Source organism: Chryseobacterium gambrini, assembly GCF_027920505.1.
In the GTDB taxonomy this organism is placed as follows: Bacteria; Bacteroidota; Bacteroidia; order Flavobacteriales; family Weeksellaceae; genus Chryseobacterium; species Chryseobacterium gambrini.
Genome location: NZ_CP115857.1, coordinates 2,257,685 through 2,279,526, shown reverse-complemented (window position 1 = coordinate 2,279,526; position 21,842 = coordinate 2,257,685). Strand labels below are relative to the sequence as shown.

Below are 21,842 nucleotides of genomic sequence, written 5' to 3'. Positions count from 1 at the left end.
AAAATTACAAAAATCACCTCAGACTACGAATTTCATAAATTTTAAATTTTGTATCTTTGCACCCATAAAAAAGCTCTTTGAATGTTAGGAAGACGACAAATCCGTGAAAAAGTAGTACAGACTGTGTATTCTTATTACCAGAATCCTGTAAAGTTTGATGTATTAGAGAAAAATATGTTCGCCGGAATAGAGAAAATCTATCATCTCTACATCTACCAGTTGAACTTTTTGGTTGCACTGAAAGAACTGGCGGAAAACCAGATTGAAATCGGTAAAAACAAATACATCAAAACCGATGCTGAGATTAATCCTAACCAAAAATTCATCAACAATCAAGTTTTAATTAAATTGGAAGAAAATCCTGAGAGATTATTTTTCACAGGACAGCACAAGCAATTGAAATGGGACCTGCATGATGATCTTTTGGTAAAAACTTTCCAGAGAATGTCTGCCGGAAAGCGTTATCAGGATTTTATGAAAGAAGAAGGATATTCTTTTGAAGAAGATCAGAAGTTTATCGGGAAATTATTTTTAAGATACATTGCTGAAAACGACGATTTCCATGATTATCTGAGCGATAAAGAACTTTCATGGTATGATGATATTCACATTGCGAACTCAATGGTGCAGAAAACCATCGGTTTCCTGAAAGAAGATGAAGAAAGCCGTACTTTAATTAAAATGATTAAAGACGAAGACGATAAAACTTTCGCGATGAAACTTCTTAGAAACACGTTGGACAGTTGGGAAAACAATGAAAAGAAACTGGAAGAAAGACTGGAAAACTGGGATCTTGAAAGAGTTTCTCTCATGGATAAAGTCATTTTATCGACGGCAATGGCGGAACTGGACAATTTTCCTTTCACCCCTTCAAGAGTCATCATTAATGAATATATCGAGATCGCAAAAGTTTTTGCTACCGACCGTTCAAACATTTTCATTAATGGAATTTTAGATAAATATTGTAAAGATTTAAACAGAATATAAATTATCTTCATATGAAAAAGACATTATCCATCATTGCTTTGTCTGTCATAGGCTTTGGATTCGTTTCCTGCAAAAAAGAAAATAAAGAGGTTACAGGAACAGAAACTGCTGCAACAGATTCTACTGTAGCTTCAATGCCTGCAACAACGGGAGACTCTGCTGCTGTAGCTCCGGTTTCGGGAGAAACAACTGCTGCTCCGGCTTCCAATCAGCCACTCACTACGGTTGCCCTTTCTGAAAGCAATTTCGATTTCGGAAAAATTAAAAAAGGCGATAAAGTAGAGCACGTTTACGAAATTACCAATACCGGAACAAATCCATTGATAATCTCTGAAGTAAAGCCCGGATGCGGATGTACAGCTCCTGATTTTACAAAAGACCCGATTATGCCGGGTAAAAAAGGAAAGATTACTTTGCATTTCGATTCTACAAACTTCGACGGAAATGTTAACAAATTTGCTGATGTTTTCGCAAACGTAGAAAAAGCTCCGATCCGAATCAATTTCACTGCTAATATTCACCCATAAGATCATGAATTTATTATCCATATTTTTACAGGCACAGCCACAAGGTGGCGGAGGAATGATGATGATCATGATGGGGGTGATGGTGGTAGGTTTCTACTTCCTGATGATCAGACCTCAGATGAGAAAGCAGAAGCAGGAGAAAAACTTTCAGGAAACTCTGAAAGTGGGAACAAGGGTGGTTCTTACTTCCGGACTTCACGGAAGAATTGCTCAGGTTCAGGACGATGGTTTCGTCATTGAAACATTATCAGGAAAGCTGAAATTCGAAAAAGCTGCGGTTTCAAGAGAATTTACGGAAGCGCGTTTTGGAGATAAATCCAAAACTTCTGATAAAGCGGAAGACAAAAAAGAAATCGAAACTGAGAAAAAATAATTTTTAAGTTTTTAAAATATTTCGTTTCGGCGGGGTGAGCAAAGCTCACCCCGCCGAAACTTTTTTATATGAATATTTTTCTATTTTAATATCTGGAAAATTTATCATTCGTAGGAATCTAAGCTGCAATTATTTTTAACGTAGGATTGTCATTCTGACCGCAGCGAAGCGGAGAGAAGAATCTACCTTAATAATCTTAACTTCTCAACTAAAATCTTAACGGTTAAAAGAATAGATTTCTCCTTCGTCGAAATGCCAGGAGAGCATTTAGCAATTGTGTTTATTCGTGAAAACCATTTGTGCAATTAGTGTTTAAAAAATCTCCGGGAAATCAAAAGCGAAGCTTCTACCTTAATAATCTTAACTTCTCAACTAAAATCTTAATGGTAAAAAATAGATTTCTCCTTCGTCGAAATTACAAAAATGGCGGTAAATCTTTGTGCCATTAGTGAAAATCTTTGTGTTATTTGTGGTTTAAACTATCTTTGCCCCATGAATCAAAACACAAACAAAACCGTTCTCATTTTAGGCGCCAATTCCGATGTTGCAAAACAAGCAGCGAAACAATACGTTGAAAAAGGATTTTCCGTTATTGCCGCTTCCCGAAATACAAAATCTTTAGAACAATTTGTTTCAGAACACAATCTGAATTCCAAAGTGAAGATTTTATCTTTCGATGCTGTTGATTTTGATTCTCATCAGAAATTTTATGCTGAACTTCCTGCAAAACCTCATATTGTGGTGTATGCCGCAGGTTTTTTAGTGGATAATGAAACCGCTTTGATAGACTTCAAAGGAGCTCAGCAAATGATGCTGGTCAATTATATGGGAGCCGTTTCTATTCTGAATATTATTGCGACGGATAAGAACAATAAAAATCTGGAAAGAATTATCGGATTATCTTCGCTTTCGGGAGTTCGCGGGAGAAAAAGCAATTTTGTTTACGGCAGTACAAAAGCTGCTTTTACCACGTATTTAGCTGGTTTAAGGCAGGAACTGGCTTCAAGAAATATAAAAGTCAATGCTTTGGTGATTGGCTACATCCGTACAAAAATCAATGAAGGCTTACAGTTGAATGAATCTTTAATGATGGAACCTGATTATGTAGCAAAATATATCGTAAACGCAGGAAATTCTTTCACTATTGTTCCGAATTTCAAATGGAAAATCATTTATCTGATTTTGAAAATGCTGCCTGAAATTCTGGTGGCGAAACTTCCTTAACTCATACTATGAATGATCAGTTTTTAGAAATTAAAACTTATATTGACAATATAAGCTCTTATGACAGTTCGGAAAGTTTTGAATATGATCATTTTCCGTACCTTGAAAATATTTTAGATCGTTTTACAGCAAAACAGCATGATGATTTTATAGAAGAAATTTTTAAATGGGAAGATCATCAATTATATTTTTTTGCAGTTTTTTTATATTTTACACAATTTATATTAAAAGGAAAATATGAATCATCCTACGTTTTCTGCGAGTGTTTTTCAAAAATTAATAATGTTGAGTATCTGAGATATATTTATATTAATTTGGAAATGTACTTAATGCGGAGAAAATTTTTTAACGATGATTTAATTTTATCTGTTGATGATATTGTTAACAATTTATACCTACTCATCAATCATTTAAGAGATGAAAATAGCATCGATTTTTGCTTAAAATTGATTGAAAATTTAAAGCATTAATTTCATTCAGCATCCTGCAACAATTCCAACGCCTTCATCATATCAATTCCCTTTCCCAGAACAGGTTTAAACAAATCTCCCTTTTCTTTAATTCTGTCTAAAGCATTGTGAATGTTGAAATCTGTCGGTTTTAAGCCTTTTTTCAGTTCTTTCCATTCCAGAGGCATCGAAACGGAAGCTCCTTCTTTTGGACGCAAACTGTAAGCACTTGCTAAAGTCTGTCCGGTTCTGTTTTGAAGATAATCAAGGTAGATTTTCTTGTTGTCACGCTTTTGTAAGCTTCTTTCCAGTGTCGTGAGTTTCGGCAATTTTTCATTGACTTGTTTCATTAAAAGGTGCGCAAAATCTTTTACCTGATCAAATTCGTATTTTCCACCCATCGGAATGTAGATATGAATTCCCGTGCTTCCGGAAGTTTTGCAGTATCCGTCGATTTTTACAGATTCTAAAACTTCATTTACCTGCAAAGCGGTTTCAATAACCTCATCAAACGTATTCTTTTTCGAAGGATCAAGGTCTAAAACCAAAAAGTCAGGGTGATCGAGATCGGGAAGTGAAGAATTCCACGGATTCATATCAATACAGCCTAAATTGTTTAAATAAGCCAAAGTAGCTTTGTCGTTACAATAAATATAATCGATGTCTTTATCGTTCGATTCCGAGTAAACCTTCGTTGTTTTTATCCAGTCCGGAATACTGTCACCTGCGTCTTTCTGATAAAAATTCTGCACTTCGATTCCGTTCGGGAAACGGTTTAGCGAAAGCGGACGGTTTTTAAGATGAGGTAAAATATACTCTGCAACCGACTGGTAATATTCGATGACATCACCTTTTGTAATACTATCTTTCGGAAAATATATTTTGTCCTGATTGGTCAGTTTTACCTTATGTCGGTTTAGGGTAATTTCTTGCTCGTTTTCAGACGATTTTATCTTTTTTGAAGTTGTCATTTTAGTCATTTTGGGTTGGGAAATAGTTTCTGTTTCTTCGGAAGTATTTTCAACATCTTCAGGATTTTTGTCTTCTCTGAGCGCGATAAAAACAGGATGTCTGAAAATTCCGTCTTTGGTAATTTCAGAATATTTGATTTCGCACACCAGTTCAGGTTTTGTCCATGTTACCGGCATATTGGTTTTGGGTTTCATCTCGAAAGGTGATTTTGAGACAGTAATTTTTTCTAATTTCCGAAGAATTTCCTGAATCAGTTCACGGTTAAATCCTGTTCCGGTATGTCCGCTGTAGGTAAGCTTTCCATCAATATATTTTCCTAAAATCAAAGCTCCGAAACCTTCTCTCGAACCCCGTGGTTCTGTAAAACCGCAAATAATGGCTTCTTCAGTATTGGTAAATTTTATTTTCAGCCAGTCGGAACTTCGGTGATTTTCTACATAAATGCTGTTGGCTTTTTTGGCAATCATCCCTTCAAGCTTCATCTTTTTCATCTGACTGAAAAATGCAGTCCCTTTTTCCGAAACATGATCACAATATCTGATGACATCGGTTTCCACTAAAGCTTCTTTTAAAAGTTCTTTCCGCTGAATCAAAGGAAGTTCTTCGGTAGAGTGACCATTAAGCCATAAAATATCAAAAACCTGATAGGTGAGAGCCAGATCCGGATTGTCCCCGATCTGCTGAAGCCATTGGAAATTAGGTTTTCCGTTTTCGTCATAGGCAACAATTTCACCGTCAAGAATCATATGATGGATCTGATTTTCAAAATCCCGTGATATTTTTTCAAATTTTGAAAAGAAAGAGATCCCATTTCGGGAGTAGAAGAGAGGTTGATCGGTGCTTAAATCGGCAACGGCACGATAGCCGTCCCACTTGATTTCAAATAGCCAATCTTCATCATCAAAAGCCCCTTCATGCGGTTTTGCCAACATGGGTTTGATAAAGTTTTCAATTTTCTTTTCGTCAACTAAAGAATTGTACCGTTTGAATTTGGGCTTTATTTCTGAGGTTATGACTTTTTTTTGCTGCTTTTGAGGCTTTTTTTTTCCTCTAAAAATTTTGTGACCTGAGAATTTTTCGCGGTATTTTCCTCTGCATCATAATCACTTTCTGCAAAATCGTCTTTATGTTTGATTAAGAGCCATGAATTTTCTTCTGTATTTTTCATTTTTACCAAAGCAAATTCGCCTTTCAGCTTTTTTCCGTGAAGAATAAATTTCAAAGATCCGGCGTGAAGCTCTTTTAGCAGCTCTTTTTCGTCAGAAAGTTTGGAATTGTTGTCAAGAGGTTCATACGTTCCGCTGTCCCAGATTTCCACCTGTCCGGCTCCGTAATTTCCTTCCGGAATATTTCCTTCAAAGTCTTTATAATCGTAGGGATGATCTTCCACCATCATGGCAAGACGTTTGTCTTTAGGATCCAGTGAAGGACCTTTCGGAACTGCCCAGCTTTTCAGAACGCCATCCATTTCAAGACGGAAATCATAATGCAGTCGTGATGCAGCGTGCCGCTGAATCACAAAAATAAGCTGATCTTTGCTCTTTTTTGTTTTTCCTTTCGGTTCGCTGGTTTCATCGAATTTCCGCTTTTGGTTGTAATCTTTTAGAGCCATTATGATGCGTTTTTAGATTTGGTATTCTGTAAACTGGCTTTTAGCTGCGCCATCAGATCAATTACTTTTCCTTCTTTTGCAGGTTCGGCTTTTTTCGTTTTGATGTTCTTACCTTTCGCTTTCTGTTTGATGATCTTCATTAAAGCTTCAGAATACGTGTCTTTGTACATTTCAGGATCAAATTCCTGTGAAAGCTGTTCGATGAGGTTTACTGCCATTTTTAATTCAGCAGGTTTCGGAGCTTTCGCCGCCGGAATTTTAAGATCTCCGTAATCCCTGATTTCCTGTGCGAATCTCAATCGGTTTAAAACCAACACTTCATTGTTATATGGGCGGATCATTCCGATGGCTTCACTTTCGCGCAGAACAAATGTTCCTACTCCCACCATTTCTGTTTTTGCCAGAGCTTTCAGCAAAAGGCGATAAGCATTTTCACCATTTTTCTGAGGTTCGAGATAGTACGGATTTTCAAAATAAACAGAATCTACTTCACTTTCTTTTACAAACTGATCAATAGAAAGGATTTTGGATTTTTCAGGACTTGCAGCTTCATAATCTTCTTCATCCAGAATAATGTATTTGTCGTCCATGAGATATCCTTTTACAATATTTTCCCATTTCACTTCCTTGCCTGTATTTTCGTTCACTCTTTTAAATCTGATATTCGAAAAATCAGACTTATCAAGCATATCCAAATCCAGTTTGGTGGTTTCGGTAGCAGAATATATTTTTACAGGAATATTGACTAATCCAAAGCCAATGGCGCCGTTCCAGATTGCTTTCATTGTACTTTATTTTCGGTAAAACGTACAATGATTGTGCCGTGTAACTGTCGTTTGATATTTTAAATAATTACAATTGAGTTATTTATGTTTTTTTAGGAGCAGGTTATGTAAGAAATACTCCGTTAGAATCCGGAAGTATAATATTACCTTTACTGTAACATTTATTTAATCACAGTAAGATATATCTGTAAAATTCCATGAAATTTAAACTAATCACAGTATTTTTTTTATTCTTATTTCAGACTTTGCTTTTAGCACAGAACGAAAAAGCTATTGATATTTTTAACAACAGAAACGAAGATTTAAACAAAGCAGTAAAAGATTTATCTGTATTAAAGAAATCTGCGAAAGCTAATGAAAGCCAACTGCTTCTGAATTCTTTACTGGCATTAACCTACATTACCAAAAAAGATTACGAATCTGCGAAAAAGTATATTACCGAAGCTGAAAAATTTTCTAATACAAATGGGCATTCTTCAGGAGAAGCCTATTACAATTTTGCAACAGGAAAGCTGTACATGATCCTTGAGATTAATGACAAGTCAATTAATTATTTTTTAAAGAGTTTCAGGCTTTTTAAGCTGAATGAAAATTTTGCAATGGCAAGTGATGCAGGAATCTCTGTTTTCTATATTTCCAATTATAAGGATGTGAAAATTTTGAACGAATCTCTTGAACTGGCGGATCGAAGCAAAGATGTGGGAGCAATTATTAATGCCAGATGCGGATTTGCCAATTATATGAAGAATGATTTTAATACTAACCGGGCTTCAAAATACAATTCGGATCAGCTTTTAAAATATCTACAGGAAACGGCAGATCTGATACAGAATGAAAATGAAACCACTCAAAAATTTGCTTTAGCATCATTATATTTTAATTACGGATATAATTTGCTTTTTTATAAGAAAAATCCGGAAGGCGATGTTTATCTCAATAAAGCATTAAAGCTTGCTAAAAAGTATAACTATCTGTCCATATATAGGAATTATTACGGCGCAAAAGGAGATATTCTTCTGGAAAAGAATAGAATAGATGAAGCTAAAGCTTTTTTTTATCGGGGATTGAAGGAAGCACAGGAAATGCCTTATCCGGATGTTGTTACAGAGCTTTTATTTTATGATGATCTGAAGAAAATCGCAGCGACGCAAAAAGATTGGGAAGAATTCTACAGGATCGACCAGCTTTTTCAGGCTGCAAGTAAGAAAGCAAACGATGAAAATGTAAACAAAGCGATACAAAACAGCATTATAAAATATGAAATGAAAGAGAAGGAAGAAAAAATAGAAACTCTGACTTCTAAAAATTTCAACCAGAGAATCTACATCCTGATCATGATTGTTGTGATGGTATTAATGCTGATCATCTGGTTTCAGTATCAGAAGAATAATAAGCTGAAAATGCATCTTATTTCGGAGAAAAATAAGCAATTAGAGATTGAGAAAAATCAGGTTCGTAAAGAATTGATCGGCAGTGTGCTTCATCTTGAAAAGAAAAATGAAATTTTGAATAATCTTAAAGAAAAACTGATGGAAAAAAAATCTGCCGCGCCTTCTGTCATAGATCATCAGATTTTTAAAGCGATAGACGAAGGGATTTTGGTAGATGATGATTTTGAAAAGTTCAGATCTAATTTCAATACCATTTATCCTGAATTTTTCAATAAATTATTGGAAAAAGCCAACCAGAATCTTACTCAACTGGATTTAAAATATTGTGGTTTTATTTTGATGAAACTTTCCACCAAAGAAATTGCATCCCAGATGAATGTTGAGCCCAAAAGTATAAGAATGGCGCGTTACAGAATAAAGCAGAAGCTTAATCTGGGGAAACACGAAGATCTGGATCAGTTTATACAGCATCTTTCTTAGTTGTAATTAGTTTAAAATAAGCGTGTTAATTTTATTGTAGACGCTTTGTAGACGTTTTTAATTTCCTCATAGACACTTTATAGACATTCAAAATTGCTGTTGCTGATTTGCCGATAATATCTTTGCCGGGTTGAAAATAATTTTATTCAGAAATTTAAAAACTCAAAACATGAACAACAAAGTTTTAGCAATTATTTCGTATATCACGCTTGTCGGATGGCTTATCGCATTTTTTTTAAGAGACAAATCGCAAAAAGACAGGCTGGTTAATTTTCATCTCAGCCAGAGTTTGGGATTGGCAATTGTTTCCACGTTATTTAATATTGCGCTGACGATAGTTGCTGCTATTGTTCCGTCATTGCACTTTTTAAGTTACATTGGCTATTTATTCTTTATTTTAATGATTTTAGGAATAATAAATGCCGCAAATGAAAAAGAAACTCCACTACCGCTTATCGGTAATATGTTTGTAAATAAATTTTCTTTTATCAATTAAAAATTCATTTCTTCACAAAGACTGACAAATCTTTTTATTCTCTATAAAAAGATTTTCAGTTTTTGCAAAAGCTTTCTTATCACTGTTTAAAATACACCCATTACATCAACATAATAATCATCCTCATAAATGAGCTGAGAAAAAACGAATAGAGGTCAGAAGAAATTCAGACCTTTTTATTTTTATAGATTAATGAAATATTCAAGGATCTAAAGTGTTCCTTTTTATATTGATTTAGTTATATAAGGGTTGTGCTGTTTGATGAATATTTGATGGTTTATTTTGAGTTTATTTCTCTGTAAACAAGAATTTTATCGATGTAGTAGCCATAATTGAATGAAACGATCTTGGAGTGTTCTTTTCTAAGTAATTTTTTATCTATTAAATATTTTCTCCATTCCCAAGCCCGGTCGGAAGGTGGACAAATGTACATTCCTGCAGAATTACAAATTTTATCCGGATAACCTAATGTTGTATTTTGATCTAATTCTAAAAGTTTAACAATAGCGCCAACTTCATTTTCAAGTTCCTGACTGCCTGTGAAAGGTGTCACAATATCGAATTTCAGAATTTCATAAATTTTATCGTAATCTAAACTTTCATCCTGGTTTTTATAATCAATTCCTGCAAGATCAAGATAATATTTATAAAGCTCTTTTTCCGTATGTGATTGATAGACGGATAAAAATTGGTCTCTTACTTTTTTATCTTTCCAGTTTTCAATTACAAAAAAGCCGAAATCTCTTTCAAACATTGAATATTTGTTATTGTAGCTATTTTCTTTGAAATTTAATTTTTCTAAAATCTGTAGTGCTTCAGGAATCTGTGAATACCCCACTTTTGAAAAAAGTTTTAAGATTTTATATTCAAAATCATCATTGTCTTTTGCTGTAACTTTTATTTTTTCAGTCTCATCTTTCAGATCAACTTTTTCACTGTTAAAGTTTCCACCGGATACTTTTTGAGGTGAAATGGTATAGTCAAAACTTTTCAGACACATTTTTTTCGCATTTTCTATTTGAAAAACAATATCAGGATCTTCTGATTTAATTTTATCTAAAAGTTTTATTACATCATTTCCGTTTCCTGTGAATTTGAAAAGATAATAATTAATATTTCCGTTAATGCCAATTCTTCCGTATAATAAAGATTTTTTTAGATACAATTCTAACTGTTTTTCATCATTGAGAATTGTATCCCAGTTTTTAGTATAATAAATGTCTAAAATTCGTGAAACAGATTCTGATAATTTGGGTCTTTTTTCATAAATCAAGGACCAATATTCTAATGGAGGGATATCCTGTAAATTAAGATGGTCTATTAAATAGTTTTCGTACTCCTTTCTTTCTTTAAAAGAAATCTTCGAACTTAATTTTTCAATGTGCGTATGAAGGTCTTTTGTTCCCTGAAAATCGATATTGTTTTGTCTATAATACAATGTAAGAAGGGATAGCTGGCTAAGAAATCTATAGGGAAACATTGGAATAATAGGATTAGTACTGCTTAGAAAGTTTCTTCCTTTTTCTGCACTAATTTCGTTTACTCTTTTAGTGTCGCTTTGCGAAAGCTTAATGAATGTATTTAAAGCTATGGAGTCATTATCATTGTAGAGTTCTTCAAAAAGATTCGCGATCTCATCTGTATTTTTAGACTGTAAAGATTTGTTGATAAAACAATGGGATGAATTGTCCCAAACAAAATTTTTGTAATTTTTTGAGAAATAAATAAGCAAATTAAGGATTGCATTGTTATCAAAATTAGGATCATCAGTCTCCCATACTCTGTAATCATTTCTTCCGACAGAACCAATATCTTTATGAATCAGCAATTTTAAAAGCTCCGGAAAATCTTCCTGATCCCGATTGAAAAAGTTAAATTTATCTCTTAAACGATAAAATTCTTCACAAATTTTTACAAGAGATTCGGGATTGTTCTGGCGTATTAAAACATCAATTCCTCTTGCTTTTATCCAATCTTTAGTGATGATTTCAGAGCGTCTTTTAATAAGTTTCTGTAGTTTTGCAATCGGAAGCTCCCGAAATTCTATGAAATCTTTTCTGTCTTTGAGAGGGGTAATATAAAATGTTTTTAATTCTGGAGAATACTTAATTTTGTGTTCGTTCTTTTTAAAGAAATCAGAATAAGTTTCAGAATTTTTTATTTCTTCAAGATTAATTGCCTGCTCAGGAAAAATGAAATTTTCTTCAATAACTCTTTTTGCAAGATAGAATTCTTCAGTTTCATGATAATGATGCCCAAGATATTCTGCCAGTTTTTTAGAGCTGTCAAAATAAGGCGTTAGTTCATAGAGAGCTTTTTTGTCACCTTTCTCAATTCTTAATTTTAGTTTATAAATTTCACTTTCATAATATTGTCCTTCTGCATATTGACAATTGAATAAATGGATAAAAAATAAAAAGAATAGTGGTATTAGTTTTTTCATGACAAAAAGAAATGGTTCTTTTATTAACGAGATGTATGTTTAAAAATTATTGAATACTATCAATATTCTTTTTTAAATAATCAAACTTATCCGTGTTGATGTCTCCAATGGTAGATTCTACGCTGTATTGTTTAGAAACAATAATATATCTGTTCTTTTCATAGCAATGCTTTATAATTTCAACAGAAATCGATTCGTTGTTATCCAGATTAATAATTCCGCTAAAGCTTTCGCACCTGTAACGTCCTTCATCATTTTCGAAATGATCAAAAATACCTCTCATATCTTCCTGACTGAAAAATATGTTTTCAATTTCTGCTGAAACAATAGTGTGTTTTCTCAACGTACTTTTAAAATCATATTCTACAATTTCTTTAGCTACCCAAAAGCAGGTTGAGCTAAATACAAGCAATAATCCTGAAATGTAAGAGAGCTTCATTATTTCTTCATAAACTTTTTCTTTTACGTTTGGAGGGTAATAAAGTATTTTCTTTATAAATATGATTATGAAATAAACTGCACAGGCTATTGCAGAAATATATCCTAAAGTGGCTATTAGAGAAATTAGTGTTTTCATAAAAAAAGCGGAGAAAAAATCCCCGCTTCTAATTTATGCTTTTAAATTTAATTTCAGTTCCAGTTCATCGAGCTGTTCATCAGCAATCGAAGAAGGCGCATCGATCATCACATCACGTCCTGAGTTATTTTTAGGGAAAGCAATATAATCTCTGATCACTTCGTTTCCGTCCAGAATTGCTACCAAACGGTCAAACCCGAAAGCCAGTCCACCGTGAGGCGGCGCTCCGTATTTGAAGGCGTTCATTAAGAAACCAAACTGTGCTTCTGCTTCTTCTTTGGAGAATCCTAAAAGATCGAACATTTTAGACTGAAGATCTTTATCGAAAATTCTGATGGAACCTCCGCCGATTTCATTTCCGTTCAACACCATATCGTAAGCGTTTGCTCTGGCTTTTCCCGGATCTGTTTCCAGCAAATGAATATCTTCCGGTTTTGGAGACGTGAAAGGGTGGTGCATCGCGTGATAACGTCCGCTTTCTTCATCAAATTCCAAAAGAGGGAAATCAACTACCCAAAGTGGCGCGAATTCGTTTCCTTTTCTTAATCCCAAACGGTTTCCAAGTTCCATTCTTAAAGCTGAAAGCTGCGTTCTTACTTTATTTTCGTTTCCGGAAAGAATCAACATTAAGTCTCCTTCTTTAGCTCCGAATTTCTCAATAATTTTTGCTAAATCTTCCTCGCTGTAGAATTTATTTACCGAAGACGTTTTTACCCCGTCATTCTGGAATTTCACCCAAACCATTCCCGAAGCTCCGATCTGTGGTCTTTTTACCCAGTCAACAAGCTCGTCGATCTGTTTTCTTGTATAATCTGCACAACCTTCAACATTGATTCCGACAACCAATTCTGCGTCGTCAAATATTTTGAAATCTTTTCCTTTTACTAATTCATTCAGTTCCACGAATTCCATTCCGAAACGGATGTCCGGTTTGTCGTTTCCATATTTCTGCATCGCATCAGCGAAAGTCATTCTTGGGAAATCTCCGAATTCCTGACCAGTGATATCTTTCAATAAAGTTTTCGTCATTCCTTCAAAAACATTCATCACATCTTCCTGCTCTACAAAAGCCATTTCGCAGTCGATTTGTGTAAATTCCGGCTGTCTGTCGGCTCTTAAATCCTCGTCACGGAAACATTTTACGATCTGGAAATACTTATCCATTCCGCCAACCATCAATAATTGCTTGAAAGTCTGCGGAGACTGTGGTAAAGCATAAAACTGTCCCGGATTCATTCTGCTCGGAACCACGAAATCTCTCGCACCTTCCGGAGTGGATTTAATTAAAACCGGAGTTTCAACCTCGATAAATCCGTTGTCTGAAAGATAATTTCTCACTTTCTGTGCCATTTTATGACGGAAAATCAATTTATCTTTTACAGGATTTCTTCTGATATCCAGATAACGGTATTTCATTCTCAATTCTTCGCCACCGTCCGTTTCGTCTTCAATGGTGAAAGGCGGAAGCTGAGATTCATTAAGAACCGTTAGTTTTTCTACTAAAATCTCAATTTCTCCTGTCGGAATATTGGGGTTTTTGCTTACTCTTTCGATAACTTTTCCGGTAACCTGAATCACAAATTCACGTCCCAGTTTTTTTGCATTTTCCATCAGTTCTGCCGTAGAACGGTCCTGGTCGAAAACAAGCTGCGTAATTCCGTAACGATCCCGAAGATCTATCCAAATCATAAATCCTTTATCACGGATAGTCTGTACCCATCCTGAAAGTGTAACTTCTTCATTAAGATTTTTAAGAGATAATTCTCCGTTTGTGTGCGATCGAAACATAATTATTTGTTTAAAGTTCAATGTATAAGGCTCAGATCCGAACCTTGAATTTTCCGTTGGCAAAGATAAGATTTTTGCAGGTTTTAAAAACAAAAAAACTTCCCGAAGGAAGTTTTAAATTATTTATCTCTAAAAAAATTAAAGAACCATTGCCATTGCAGACTGTTTATTTTTAACAGCGTAGTCTTTTGCCGTTTTGCCTTTGCTGTCTTTTGCCTCTTTTTTAGCCCCGAATTTCATCAGCATTTTTGCGGCATCCATATTTCCGGAAGCTGCTGCGTTCATCAAAGGAGTAACATCGCTGCATGATTTGTTTACGTCAGTTTTACTCACCAGATAATTGAACACATTTTTTTTGTTTTCTTTTACACTCAAAGAAAGTAAATCTGTTTTTGTACCATTTACCGTATAGCATTTTGAAAAATCTTCCTGGCTGAAAGCTTTCTGAAAACTTTCCAGATTATCGGTACGGAACGTATTCAATTGTTCTGCTGATAACTCCTGTGCAAATAATCCGTTGGCAAAAACAGAAAGTCCGAATAGCAAAGTTGCTGTAATTATTTTTTTCATAAAACTTGATTTATCTAAAGAATATACAAAGCTAAATAAAATTTTTCGATCAATGTTGCTAATTATTAATCCATTTTGTTGCTTTTTCCAAAACTTCGTCCTTATTGTTTTTTATTCCGTCTATTGTAGGTTTTACTTCTACATCGGGAACAATTCCTATTCTCTGGGTTTCTTTTCCGTCGGGATAATAGATGCCGATTCCGCTGATCATGGTGGAAATATTACCCGGAAGTTTTATATCAGAAACATTTCCATCGGCTCCTGCCGTTGTAGAACCGAAAACTTTTGCATTTGGTGCGGTTCTGAAAGCCATGGTGTGATATTCCGCACTGCTTTGCGTGGTTTCATTAATTAAGATGGCAATTTTACCTTGATAAGATTTTTTTCCCGTTCCCTGAGTTTTTAAGCTTGGTGTAAAAGTGAAAAGTCCCGGCTGACTGTTGCTTGTATTCGTGAATTTTACGAAATCCGAGGATTCTGATTTTAACAGTTTTCCCATTTTAAAAACCACAAAATCTGAAGGATAGCTTCTGAAATCGATAACCAAACCTTTTGTGTTTTTAATTTTTTCAAAAACTTCAGGAAGAAAATCGGCATTTACACTTCCCATATAAACATAAGCAATGTTGCCATCGAGCATTTTAAAAAACTCTTTCGGCTCTTTTTTTATTTTAATGTCTGAATAAGCATAGGTTTTGATGGCTTTTTCTTCCGTTTTTCCGTCTCTTAAAATGGTAAGATTGATGGTTTCTGCATTGCTTCGCAACAATTTTCTCGAAATGTCCCGAAGTTGAGTAGGGTAATTGGAAGCAGGAAGATATTTCAGCATATTTTTAATGATGTTGTCCATATTTTCACCATTAATTTCCGTGATAACATCTCCTTTTTTCAATCCGGTCTGTGTTCCTAAATTTTCGTCATAAAAGCCTTCAACCACAGGTTTATTTTCTGCAAAAGTTAATTTTACCGGAGAATATCTTTCGCCAAAATATTTTTCAAGCGATTTGCTGTTTCCCCAAATGTTGGCATGAGTGTCGTGAATTCTTCCGATCAGTTCCAGAGAAGCGAGATTGTATTCCGTTTCGTCTTTTGCGTTGATGAATTTTGGGATAAATTCTTTGAGTACGCCCTTCCAGTCTTCCTCGATGAGGTTTTTGTAAGGAAAATAATACTGAATCATGTTCCAGTATCTGTAAAGAGAAAGCAGTCTGAAACCTTCATCGGGATACTTCATCTCTCTGTAAGGATTTTCATGCCGGAAATCAGGGTTGTCTACATTCGGAAAGAAATCGACGTAATAATTGACTTTTGGTCTTTTGGCATCTTTCAGTTGTAAAAGCAGCTCTGTAAGTTCTTTCGAGAAGCCGGAATTGGTAATCCAGTCGAGATCCGGTTTCATCTTCACATTTTTAGGCTCAGAATTTTTTGCTGTCTGAAATTTACCTAAACCTTTGATCCAGTCTGTTAAAATCTGATCTCTCTGTTCAGAAGAAGCATTTTCGATCTTAGGATAAATTCTGAAAAGTTCGTAATCCCAGTTGTAATTTCCTTCGGCTACGCCTGGATGATAATATTTCAGATACCCCCAGATTAATCCCAGTTTTTTAAGGTTTTCAATATTATTCTGATCGAGGTTGATGTTGGATATTTTAGAGCCTTTATCAAATTCTTTATCAAGCTCAACTTTCGTTAATTTTTTTTCGAAAATTTTAGCATTTTCAATGTCCTTTCCGTCAATGGAAACTTTTAAGTCGTCTACCCAGATTTTTCCTTTTCCTGAGAGCAATGCTCCGATAACGATCTGTTGCGTGTTTTCCGGAGACATATTGAGGGTAACCTCATATTTTTTCCAGTCGTTTGTACCTTTCAGACCAACGTTTTGCATATTGTTAAAAGCAACTTCAGGATCAATTCTCATCCATAATCCCGCAAATCCATCCGTTACATTTTCTGTTTTGAGATATCCGGAAAGCGTAATTTTTCTTCCTGCATAATTATTGGGAAGTGTGTACATGATTGCTCTGAAGCCTTCTGTGCCTTCAGATTCTATCACGGCAGATGCCTTTCCCTGCTGTTTTTCATTAAAATCTGAAAATACTTTTGCAGAATTATTTCCCATTAATTTCCATAAGGCAGGAGAATTGTTTTCCGAGGTTTCAAAATCGAGATTTTCAATTTTTTGCTGGGCAAAAGAAGTCATTCCCCATAGAAGAAATGGGACGATGAAATATTTTTTCATAGTGATTAAATTTTTTTGTCAAATCTAAAAAGACAGATCTGATATTATTGTTTGTGAATAATGGTTTTAAGGAAGTTTGTGAGGTTTGGGAATATTTTTAACGAATTTTTTAGTTTTAAAATCTTAAAGAATATTAATTTTTATCTTGATAAGATTTATAAAGAATGGGTATCGATATTTTTTTTATAAATATGATGTTCAGATTACTGTAACATTTTTATTATTTCCGAATGGCTGTACTTATTGGCATAGTAAAGAGCCGTATTTCCTTTTGCCGATTTTTGATTTTTGTCAACACCTTTTTCTAAAAGTTTTTGTGTAAAATCTGCATTTCCATATTTAGCGGCATACATCAACGGTGATTTATCATCACAAATTAAATGAAGATTAGCTTTTTCCTCTATTAATTTATTGAAAATTTTAGGTCTGTCCATTTTAATGGAAAGAGCCAATAATGAATATGAAGAATTTTCAATAGAATAACATTTATTAATCATCTCAGGACTAATAATTTTTTTAAAATTTGTAATGTCATCATTTTTAAACATCATTTTGATTTCCGAAGTAATCTCCTGTGCAGATATTGTAGCAAGTAACAATAAAATAAATGAAGCGGAAAATAATTTCTTCATGATAGCATGTTTTCAAGGTTTATATTCAATTAAGTCTCCCGGTTGGCAATCCAGAACTTTACAGATGGCTTCCAAAGTTGAAAGTTTTATAGCTTTAGCCTTCCCTGTTTTTAAAATAGAAAGATTAGCCTGTGTGATGCCAATTTTTTCGGCAAGTTCCTGAGACTGCATTTTGCGTTTGGCGAGCATTACGTCTACGTTAATAATAATTGGCATAATTTAGATGGTAAGTTCGTTTTCTTCCTGAATGTTTTTAGCCTTTTGAAAAATTTCTTTAATAAAAATTAAAATCAGACCAAAAAGAAGATAGAAGAAAGGTGGAGTTAAATCATAAGAATTATAGTATTTACTAAAACCATTCGTAACATCTATCAATAAGATTGCAAAACCGAATATAATTAATCCAAATCCTGCAAATTTCAAATCTTTTACAATATCAGCTGTGAAAAAATTATCCTTAGAAAGCTTGAGAGTTATGCGAAGTGCATAAAAAAGAATATAGCTGAAAGAAATTATGCCTGTTAAAGCCAAAAGAATTCCTTCGGTTGAGTTTTCTGTAGCCAGACACATTTTGGAGAATGGATACTTAAACTGAATAATTTCTGAAGCAATAGTTTCATTATTATTTGGAACCTCCCAATTGCTTTTCCATATGAAACGATTTTCACTTCCTGAAAAAATATAGAATCCAATTAAACCTGTCATCCATAGAGAACTCATGATAAAGCCAATAACGTATATGGCAAATGGTATTCTAAGCCAGTATAAAAGAGAATTTGTGCCTATTATTTTCATATTTTGTTGAAGTTTTAAATTGTTAAATCTACTTGTTCCTGGAGTTCCAGTCCTTTTTTGAAGAATTCGACGATGAATAATATTAAGGCTCCGAAAAATAAGAATATTACGACAGAATATGTTACCGCAAAGAAACTTTTTACCGTAAAAGGAACGATAGCCAGTGTAATGGCTGTATAAATAATATTAAGCCAGCCGAATCTTTTCAGCCAAAGTAAAGCATTAGCATTGAACACATTTTCTTTGCTGATTTCTCGTAAAAATTTATAACTGATGAAAAAAAGAAGGGTTATAAAAATTTCGTTGAAAATATGACTCAGCACACTTCCCGGATTAAAAAGTCCAGTAAGAAGATTCTGCTCGGTGAAAGGAATAAAGAACTTAAATTTCATCATATATTCCATCGGTTGTGTCCATTCATTCTTAGACCAGCCTACATCTGTTCCAATGATAAAAAAGTCTGAAAGAATATTATTTGCTGTCTTGAAATTATAAAAAGAAACAGCAAAACCAATGGTAATGTAAATAAGCTGAAGAGCAAAAAAAACTGCCAGAAATAAAAGCAGATAACTGATGTATTGTGAAACAGAATTCTTCCCGATAATTTTCATGAGTTTGTTATTTTATTATTGCAAATATATAATTATTTATTGTTTTACGATAAAAAATTATTGAAATTTTTATTTTTTATTTTTCTGAGTTGATAAATGCGCTTCGACTGATCTGTTCAGAATCTTTTTCATAAACTTTCCATAAGCCAAGTTATAATCATTTTTGAATCTATATTTTTGCGGAATATAAAACCGAATCCATGTCAAAATATTTCAATTTTCTTAAAAAAGCGCTAAGCGGTGAAGAAGTCGACTATACCAAAGCAAAGATACAAAGTGCGGTTCTTCTTCTCGCCATTCCTATGATGCTGGAAATGGCAATGGAATCTGTATTTGCATTGGTGGATCTCTACTTCGTAGGACATCTTAAAGAAAGCGGATTTGCAATACAGACAGTGGGATTAACAGAATCTGTACTTTCTGTGATGTATTCCATCGCAATCGGGATGAGTATGGCTGCAACAGCAGTGGTGGCAAGAAGAGTAGGGGAAAAGAATCCGGAACAGGCTTCCAGAAGCGCAGCGCAGGTTGTATTGGTTTCCTTTGTCATCACTTTTCTATTGAGTCTGTTGGGAGTAATTTACGCTGAGGAAATTTTAATTCTGATGGGTTCAAAGCCCGAAGCAGCAGCGTACGGAAAAGAATTCACGAGAATTATGATGGGAAGCAGTGTCATCATTATGCTTTTATTCTTAATCAACGGAATTTTTCGAGGAGCAGGAAATGCCGCGATAGCGATGAAATCTCTTTGGATCGCCAATATTGCGAATATAATTTTATGTCCGGTTTTAATCAAAGGTTTCGGTCCGGTTCCCGCAATGGGATTAACGGGAGCAGCTTTGGCAACCACCATCGGAAGAAGTATTGGAGTGATCTATCAATTATATCATCTTTTGATTGCAGATACGCAGATCAGAATTCAGTCAAAATATTTTAAACCCGACTTTGAAATCATTAAATCGGTTATCAAAATTGCAACTCCCGGAATTTTTCAGTTTGTAATTGCTTCCTGCAGTTGGATTTTTCTGGCTCAACTGGTCGCAACAACGGGCGGTGAAAATGCTTCTGCAGGATATCAGACGGCTCTGCGTTTAATGATGTTCTTTTTGCTTCCGGCTTGGGGATTAAGCAACGCCGCATCAACGTTAGTCGGACAAAATATGGGAGCCAACGAAATGTTGAGAGCAGAACAGTCCGTTATGAAAACTATAAAGTATAATGTGATCTTTATGGTAACCGTAAGTGTTATTTTCTTTTTTATGGGAGATTTTTTAGTCGGATTTTTCACCAACGAACCTGAAATTAAAACTATTGCTACCAATGCTTTGCATATTATGGCGGTAGGATTTATTTTCTACGGAATAGGAATGGTGATGATTAATGCTTTTAATGGCGCAGGAGATACATGGACTCCGACTTGGGTAAATTTATGTGGATTCTGGCTGTTCCAGATTCCTTTAGCGTATTTTTTGTCCAAATATTTCGGAATGGGACCGAAAGGGGTCTTTATATCGATTCCCGTAACCGAAACTTTAATTACTATTGTTGCTTTTATTTTGTTTAAAAAAGGAAAATGGAAAACGGTAAAAGTGTAAAAAGTATGGATGATGGAAGTTTAAAAATGAGGCATGAATCTAAATGATTTTCCGTAATTTGTCATAATTGAAATATACTTTTGAGCTCTTTGCTGAATGAATAGTTTATGCTGAGCTTGTTGAAGCACCTTTGCGAACTTAAAAACAGTTCGTATATAAAAAATCTTAGCGATCTTAGCGTTAAAAAGCAGAATGATTAATAACGGATAATCATTAAATCTACTTAAAAAAATTCCAACCCTGTCTTCCAACTCCGGCTACAGAATTATAAAAATTTTAACAGCTTCAATCTTTGATTTTTACAGGGTATTTTTTAATTTCGTAGTCAATCAACTAAAATTTATTTCTATGGGAAAAGGAGACAAAAAATCTAGAAGAGGTAAGATCAACAATGGGAGCTATGGAAAAAGAAGACCGAGAAAAGCTTCGAAAACAGTTGCTGCTTCAGAAGAAAAAACTAAAAATTAAAATAAAAAGACCGGAGATTATTTTTTCTCCGGTCTTTTTTATGTAACAAAATTAAATTATTTTCCAAAAAATCCGCCAAGGATATCTCCCAATCCGCCTCCGCCTTGCTGCTTCTGCTGATTGCCTCCTCCAAGAACGCTTCCCAGAATGTCATTCAAAGGATTTCCGGACTGAGAATTTCCGCCGCCCAAAACGCTTCCTAAAATATCATTTAAAGGGTTAGACTGCTGTTGCTGAGCCTGATTGGATGCATTCCCAAGAATTCCTCCCAAAAGATCGCCTAAACCTCCTGCTCCTACATTGTTCTGTTGCTTTTCTTTTCCGATGTAGCCCATAATTACCGGAGCCAGCATGGCTAAAATAGGTCCCACTTTATCAATGGAAATTCCTGTATTTTGTGAAAGCTGATTTTCTACATTCGATTTATCTCCACCAAAAATATGGCTTAATATAGAACCTCCTTCAGCCTGTCTCGCATCTGCCTGAGAAACGTCGTCCAGAATACTTCCGTCGTGATCTTTATCCAAAGCGTTATTTAAAGCTTCAGCTTCATTCGCGTCCTGAGATTTGTTTCTAAGGTAAGAAATGATAAGCGGTGCCGCAACTGCCAGTAAAGCAATTACCTGCGTTTTGCTGATCCCAAATTTGTTTTCAGCCTGTTCAGCAACCTGGTTGCTTATGTTCCCTGTAAGTAGGTCGATTAAACTCATAGTTTGTGTTTATTTTATTGTTAAGTCAACCAAAGTTATCAAAAAATATTCCCCAAAGATTTTTTTTAATCAAAAATTGAGATTTATTTTTGAAATTACCTATAAGTTATTGATTATC

General features: G+C 34.5%; 22 protein-coding genes. 9 read left to right on the top strand and 13 right to left on the bottom strand.

All coding sequences use genetic code 11. The annotated features are described in order from the left end of the window. Nucleotides 1–81: 81 nt before the first annotated feature. The 5 genes from PFY09_RS10265 (at nt 82) to PFY09_RS10245 (ending at nt 3,581) form a co-directional block, all read left to right on the top strand. Nucleotides 82–987, top strand: a complete 906-nt coding sequence (locus PFY09_RS10265) for a transcription antitermination protein NusB (RefSeq protein ID WP_076390651.1) — start codon at nt 82–84, stop codon at nt 985–987. An 11-nt stretch (nt 988–998) separates the two neighbouring features. Continuing rightward, entirely contained in the window at nt 999–1,514 is a 516-nt protein-coding gene (locus PFY09_RS10260) for a DUF1573 domain-containing protein (protein WP_271159637.1), read from the top strand. A gap of 4 nt (nt 1,515–1,518) precedes the next feature. Further along, nucleotides 1,519–1,887: a preprotein translocase subunit YajC gene (yajC, locus tag PFY09_RS10255; protein ID WP_256040897.1), complete on the top strand. Its 369-nt coding sequence runs from the start codon at nt 1,519–1,521 to the stop codon at nt 1,885–1,887. Between the two features lie 492 nt (nt 1,888–2,379). Continuing rightward, a complete protein-coding gene (locus PFY09_RS10250) occupies nt 2,380–3,111 on the top strand; it encodes an SDR family NAD(P)-dependent oxidoreductase (protein WP_271159636.1) in 732 nt (243 codons plus the stop codon). Between the two features lie 8 nt (nt 3,112–3,119). Then, nucleotides 3,120–3,581, top strand: a complete 462-nt coding sequence (locus PFY09_RS10245; protein ID WP_271159635.1) for a hypothetical protein — start codon at nt 3,120–3,122, stop codon at nt 3,579–3,581. 2 nt (nt 3,582–3,583) lie between these two features. Here PFY09_RS10245 and ligD read toward each other — a convergent pair whose 3' ends face one another. The 3 genes from ligD to ku all read right to left on the bottom strand — a co-directional run bounded on the left by ligD (nt 3,584) and on the right by ku (nt 6,929). Then, nucleotides 3,584–5,464, bottom strand: coding sequence for a DNA ligase D (gene ligD, locus PFY09_RS10240; RefSeq protein ID WP_271159634.1), 1,881 nt, complete (start codon nt 5,462–5,464; stop codon nt 3,584–3,586). 77 nt (nt 5,465–5,541) lie between these two features. After that, entirely contained in the window at nt 5,542–6,144 is a 603-nt protein-coding gene (locus PFY09_RS10235; protein ID WP_271159633.1) for a DNA polymerase ligase N-terminal domain-containing protein, read from the bottom strand. Then, nucleotides 6,144–6,929, bottom strand: a complete 786-nt coding sequence (gene ku, locus PFY09_RS10230) for a non-homologous end joining protein Ku (protein ID WP_185208849.1) — start codon at nt 6,927–6,929, stop codon at nt 6,144–6,146. Before ku ends, PFY09_RS10235 begins: the two co-directional genes overlap by 1 nt. A gap of 197 nt (nt 6,930–7,126) precedes the next feature. Here ku and PFY09_RS10225 point away from each other — a divergent pair, with 197 nt between their 5' ends. Further along, nucleotides 7,127–8,800: a helix-turn-helix transcriptional regulator gene (locus PFY09_RS10225; protein WP_271159632.1), complete on the top strand. Its 1,674-nt coding sequence runs from the start codon at nt 7,127–7,129 to the stop codon at nt 8,798–8,800. Between the two features lie 169 nt (nt 8,801–8,969). Next, a complete protein-coding gene (locus tag PFY09_RS10220) occupies nt 8,970–9,296 on the top strand; it encodes a DUF4870 domain-containing protein (RefSeq protein WP_271159631.1) in 327 nt (108 codons plus the stop codon). A 277-nt stretch (nt 9,297–9,573) separates the two neighbouring features. Here the strand turns inward: PFY09_RS10220 and PFY09_RS10215 are convergent, their stop codons facing one another. The 9 genes from PFY09_RS10215 to PFY09_RS10175 form a co-directional block, all read right to left on the bottom strand. Continuing rightward, nucleotides 9,574–11,739: a hypothetical protein gene (locus PFY09_RS10215; RefSeq protein ID WP_271159630.1), complete on the bottom strand. Its 2,166-nt coding sequence runs from the start codon at nt 11,737–11,739 to the stop codon at nt 9,574–9,576. A gap of 46 nt (nt 11,740–11,785) precedes the next feature. Continuing rightward, on the bottom strand, nt 11,786–12,316 hold the full coding sequence (locus tag PFY09_RS10210; protein WP_271159629.1) for a hypothetical protein: 531 nt from the start codon (nt 12,314–12,316) through the stop codon (nt 11,786–11,788). Nucleotides 12,317–12,349: 33 nt separating this feature from the next. Then, complete coding sequence (gene aspS / locus PFY09_RS10205; protein ID WP_271159628.1) at nt 12,350–14,104, bottom strand: aspartate--tRNA ligase; 1,755 nt, start codon at nt 14,102–14,104, stop codon at nt 12,350–12,352. A gap of 138 nt (nt 14,105–14,242) precedes the next feature. Then, a complete protein-coding gene (locus tag PFY09_RS10200) occupies nt 14,243–14,674 on the bottom strand; it encodes an ankyrin repeat domain-containing protein (RefSeq protein WP_116099782.1) in 432 nt (143 codons plus the stop codon). A gap of 58 nt (nt 14,675–14,732) precedes the next feature. Continuing rightward, nucleotides 14,733–16,913, bottom strand: a complete 2,181-nt coding sequence (locus PFY09_RS10195) for a S41 family peptidase (protein WP_271159627.1) — start codon at nt 16,911–16,913, stop codon at nt 14,733–14,735. A 203-nt stretch (nt 16,914–17,116) separates the two neighbouring features. Next, a complete protein-coding gene (locus PFY09_RS10190; RefSeq protein WP_185208860.1) occupies nt 17,117–17,545 on the bottom strand; it encodes an ankyrin repeat domain-containing protein in 429 nt (142 codons plus the stop codon). A gap of 12 nt (nt 17,546–17,557) precedes the next feature. Further along, entirely contained in the window at nt 17,558–17,761 is a 204-nt protein-coding gene (locus tag PFY09_RS10185; RefSeq protein ID WP_185208862.1) for a helix-turn-helix domain-containing protein, read from the bottom strand. 3 nt (nt 17,762–17,764) lie between these two features. Then, nucleotides 17,765–18,340: a DUF2975 domain-containing protein gene (locus PFY09_RS10180; RefSeq protein WP_271159626.1), complete on the bottom strand. Its 576-nt coding sequence runs from the start codon at nt 18,338–18,340 to the stop codon at nt 17,765–17,767. Between the two features lie 14 nt (nt 18,341–18,354). Then, nucleotides 18,355–18,951 carry a DUF2975 domain-containing protein gene (locus PFY09_RS10175; RefSeq protein WP_271159625.1) on the bottom strand — a complete coding sequence of 199 codons (597 nt, stop codon included), beginning with the start codon at nt 18,949–18,951 and terminating at the stop codon, nt 18,355–18,357. Nucleotides 18,952–19,151: 200 nt separating this feature from the next. Between PFY09_RS10175 and PFY09_RS10170 the strand changes: the two genes are divergently transcribed. After that, complete coding sequence (locus PFY09_RS10170) at nt 19,152–20,546, top strand: MATE family efflux transporter (protein ID WP_271159624.1); 1,395 nt, start codon at nt 19,152–19,154, stop codon at nt 20,544–20,546. A gap of 348 nt (nt 20,547–20,894) precedes the next feature. After that, nucleotides 20,895–21,014 carry a 30S ribosomal protein THX gene (locus PFY09_RS10165; RefSeq protein ID WP_076390669.1) on the top strand — a complete coding sequence of 40 codons (120 nt, stop codon included), beginning with the start codon at nt 20,895–20,897 and terminating at the stop codon, nt 21,012–21,014. 56 nt (nt 21,015–21,070) lie between these two features. On the opposite strand, the gene PFY09_RS10160 is transcribed toward PFY09_RS10165, so the two are convergent. Further along, nucleotides 21,071–21,724 carry a DUF937 domain-containing protein gene (locus PFY09_RS10160; protein ID WP_271159623.1) on the bottom strand — a complete coding sequence of 218 codons (654 nt, stop codon included), beginning with the start codon at nt 21,722–21,724 and terminating at the stop codon, nt 21,071–21,073. Nucleotides 21,725–21,842 lie beyond the last annotated feature (118 nt).

What these genes read in the sequence shown, in the direction of transcription:
- PFY09_RS10265 (WP_076390651.1), top strand. Translation starts at nt 82, where the DNA reads ATGTTAGGAAGACGACAAATCCGTGAAAAAGTAGTACAGACTGTGTAT.
- PFY09_RS10260 (WP_271159637.1), top strand. Translation starts at nt 999, where the DNA reads ATGAAAAAGACATTATCCATCATTGCTTTGTCTGTCATAGGCTTTGGA.
- yajC (WP_256040897.1), top strand. Translation starts at nt 1,519, where the DNA reads ATGAATTTATTATCCATATTTTTACAGGCACAGCCACAAGGTGGCGGA.
- PFY09_RS10250 (WP_271159636.1), top strand. Translation starts at nt 2,380, where the DNA reads ATGAATCAAAACACAAACAAAACCGTTCTCATTTTAGGCGCCAATTCC.
- PFY09_RS10245 (WP_271159635.1), top strand. Translation starts at nt 3,120, where the DNA reads ATGAATGATCAGTTTTTAGAAATTAAAACTTATATTGACAATATAAGC.
- ligD (WP_271159634.1), bottom strand. Translation starts at nt 5,464, where the DNA reads ATGTTGGCAAAACCGCATGAAGGGGCTTTTGATGATGAAGATTGGCTA.
- PFY09_RS10235 (WP_271159633.1), bottom strand. Translation starts at nt 6,144, where the DNA reads ATGGCTCTAAAAGATTACAACCAAAAGCGGAAATTCGATGAAACCAGC.
- ku (WP_185208849.1), bottom strand. Translation starts at nt 6,929, where the DNA reads ATGAAAGCAATCTGGAACGGCGCCATTGGCTTTGGATTAGTCAATATT.
- PFY09_RS10225 (WP_271159632.1), top strand. Translation starts at nt 7,127, where the DNA reads ATGAAATTTAAACTAATCACAGTATTTTTTTTATTCTTATTTCAGACT.
- PFY09_RS10220 (WP_271159631.1), top strand. Translation starts at nt 8,970, where the DNA reads ATGAACAACAAAGTTTTAGCAATTATTTCGTATATCACGCTTGTCGGA.
- PFY09_RS10215 (WP_271159630.1), bottom strand. Translation starts at nt 11,739, where the DNA reads ATGAAAAAACTAATACCACTATTCTTTTTATTTTTTATCCATTTATTC.
- PFY09_RS10210 (WP_271159629.1), bottom strand. Translation starts at nt 12,316, where the DNA reads ATGAAAACACTAATTTCTCTAATAGCCACTTTAGGATATATTTCTGCA.
- aspS (WP_271159628.1), bottom strand. Translation starts at nt 14,104, where the DNA reads ATGTTTCGATCGCACACAAACGGAGAATTATCTCTTAAAAATCTTAAT.
- PFY09_RS10200 (WP_116099782.1), bottom strand. Translation starts at nt 14,674, where the DNA reads ATGAAAAAAATAATTACAGCAACTTTGCTATTCGGACTTTCTGTTTTT.
- PFY09_RS10195 (WP_271159627.1), bottom strand. Translation starts at nt 16,913, where the DNA reads ATGAAAAAATATTTCATCGTCCCATTTCTTCTATGGGGAATGACTTCT.
- PFY09_RS10190 (WP_185208860.1), bottom strand. Translation starts at nt 17,545, where the DNA reads ATGAAGAAATTATTTTCCGCTTCATTTATTTTATTGTTACTTGCTACA.
- PFY09_RS10185 (WP_185208862.1), bottom strand. Translation starts at nt 17,761, where the DNA reads ATGCCAATTATTATTAACGTAGACGTAATGCTCGCCAAACGCAAAATG.
- PFY09_RS10180 (WP_271159626.1), bottom strand. Translation starts at nt 18,340, where the DNA reads ATGAAAATAATAGGCACAAATTCTCTTTTATACTGGCTTAGAATACCA.
- PFY09_RS10175 (WP_271159625.1), bottom strand. Translation starts at nt 18,951, where the DNA reads ATGAAAATTATCGGGAAGAATTCTGTTTCACAATACATCAGTTATCTG.
- PFY09_RS10170 (WP_271159624.1), top strand. Translation starts at nt 19,152, where the DNA reads ATGTCAAAATATTTCAATTTTCTTAAAAAAGCGCTAAGCGGTGAAGAA.
- PFY09_RS10165 (WP_076390669.1), top strand. Translation starts at nt 20,895, where the DNA reads ATGGGAAAAGGAGACAAAAAATCTAGAAGAGGTAAGATCAACAATGGG.
- PFY09_RS10160 (WP_271159623.1), bottom strand. Translation starts at nt 21,724, where the DNA reads ATGAGTTTAATCGACCTACTTACAGGGAACATAAGCAACCAGGTTGCT.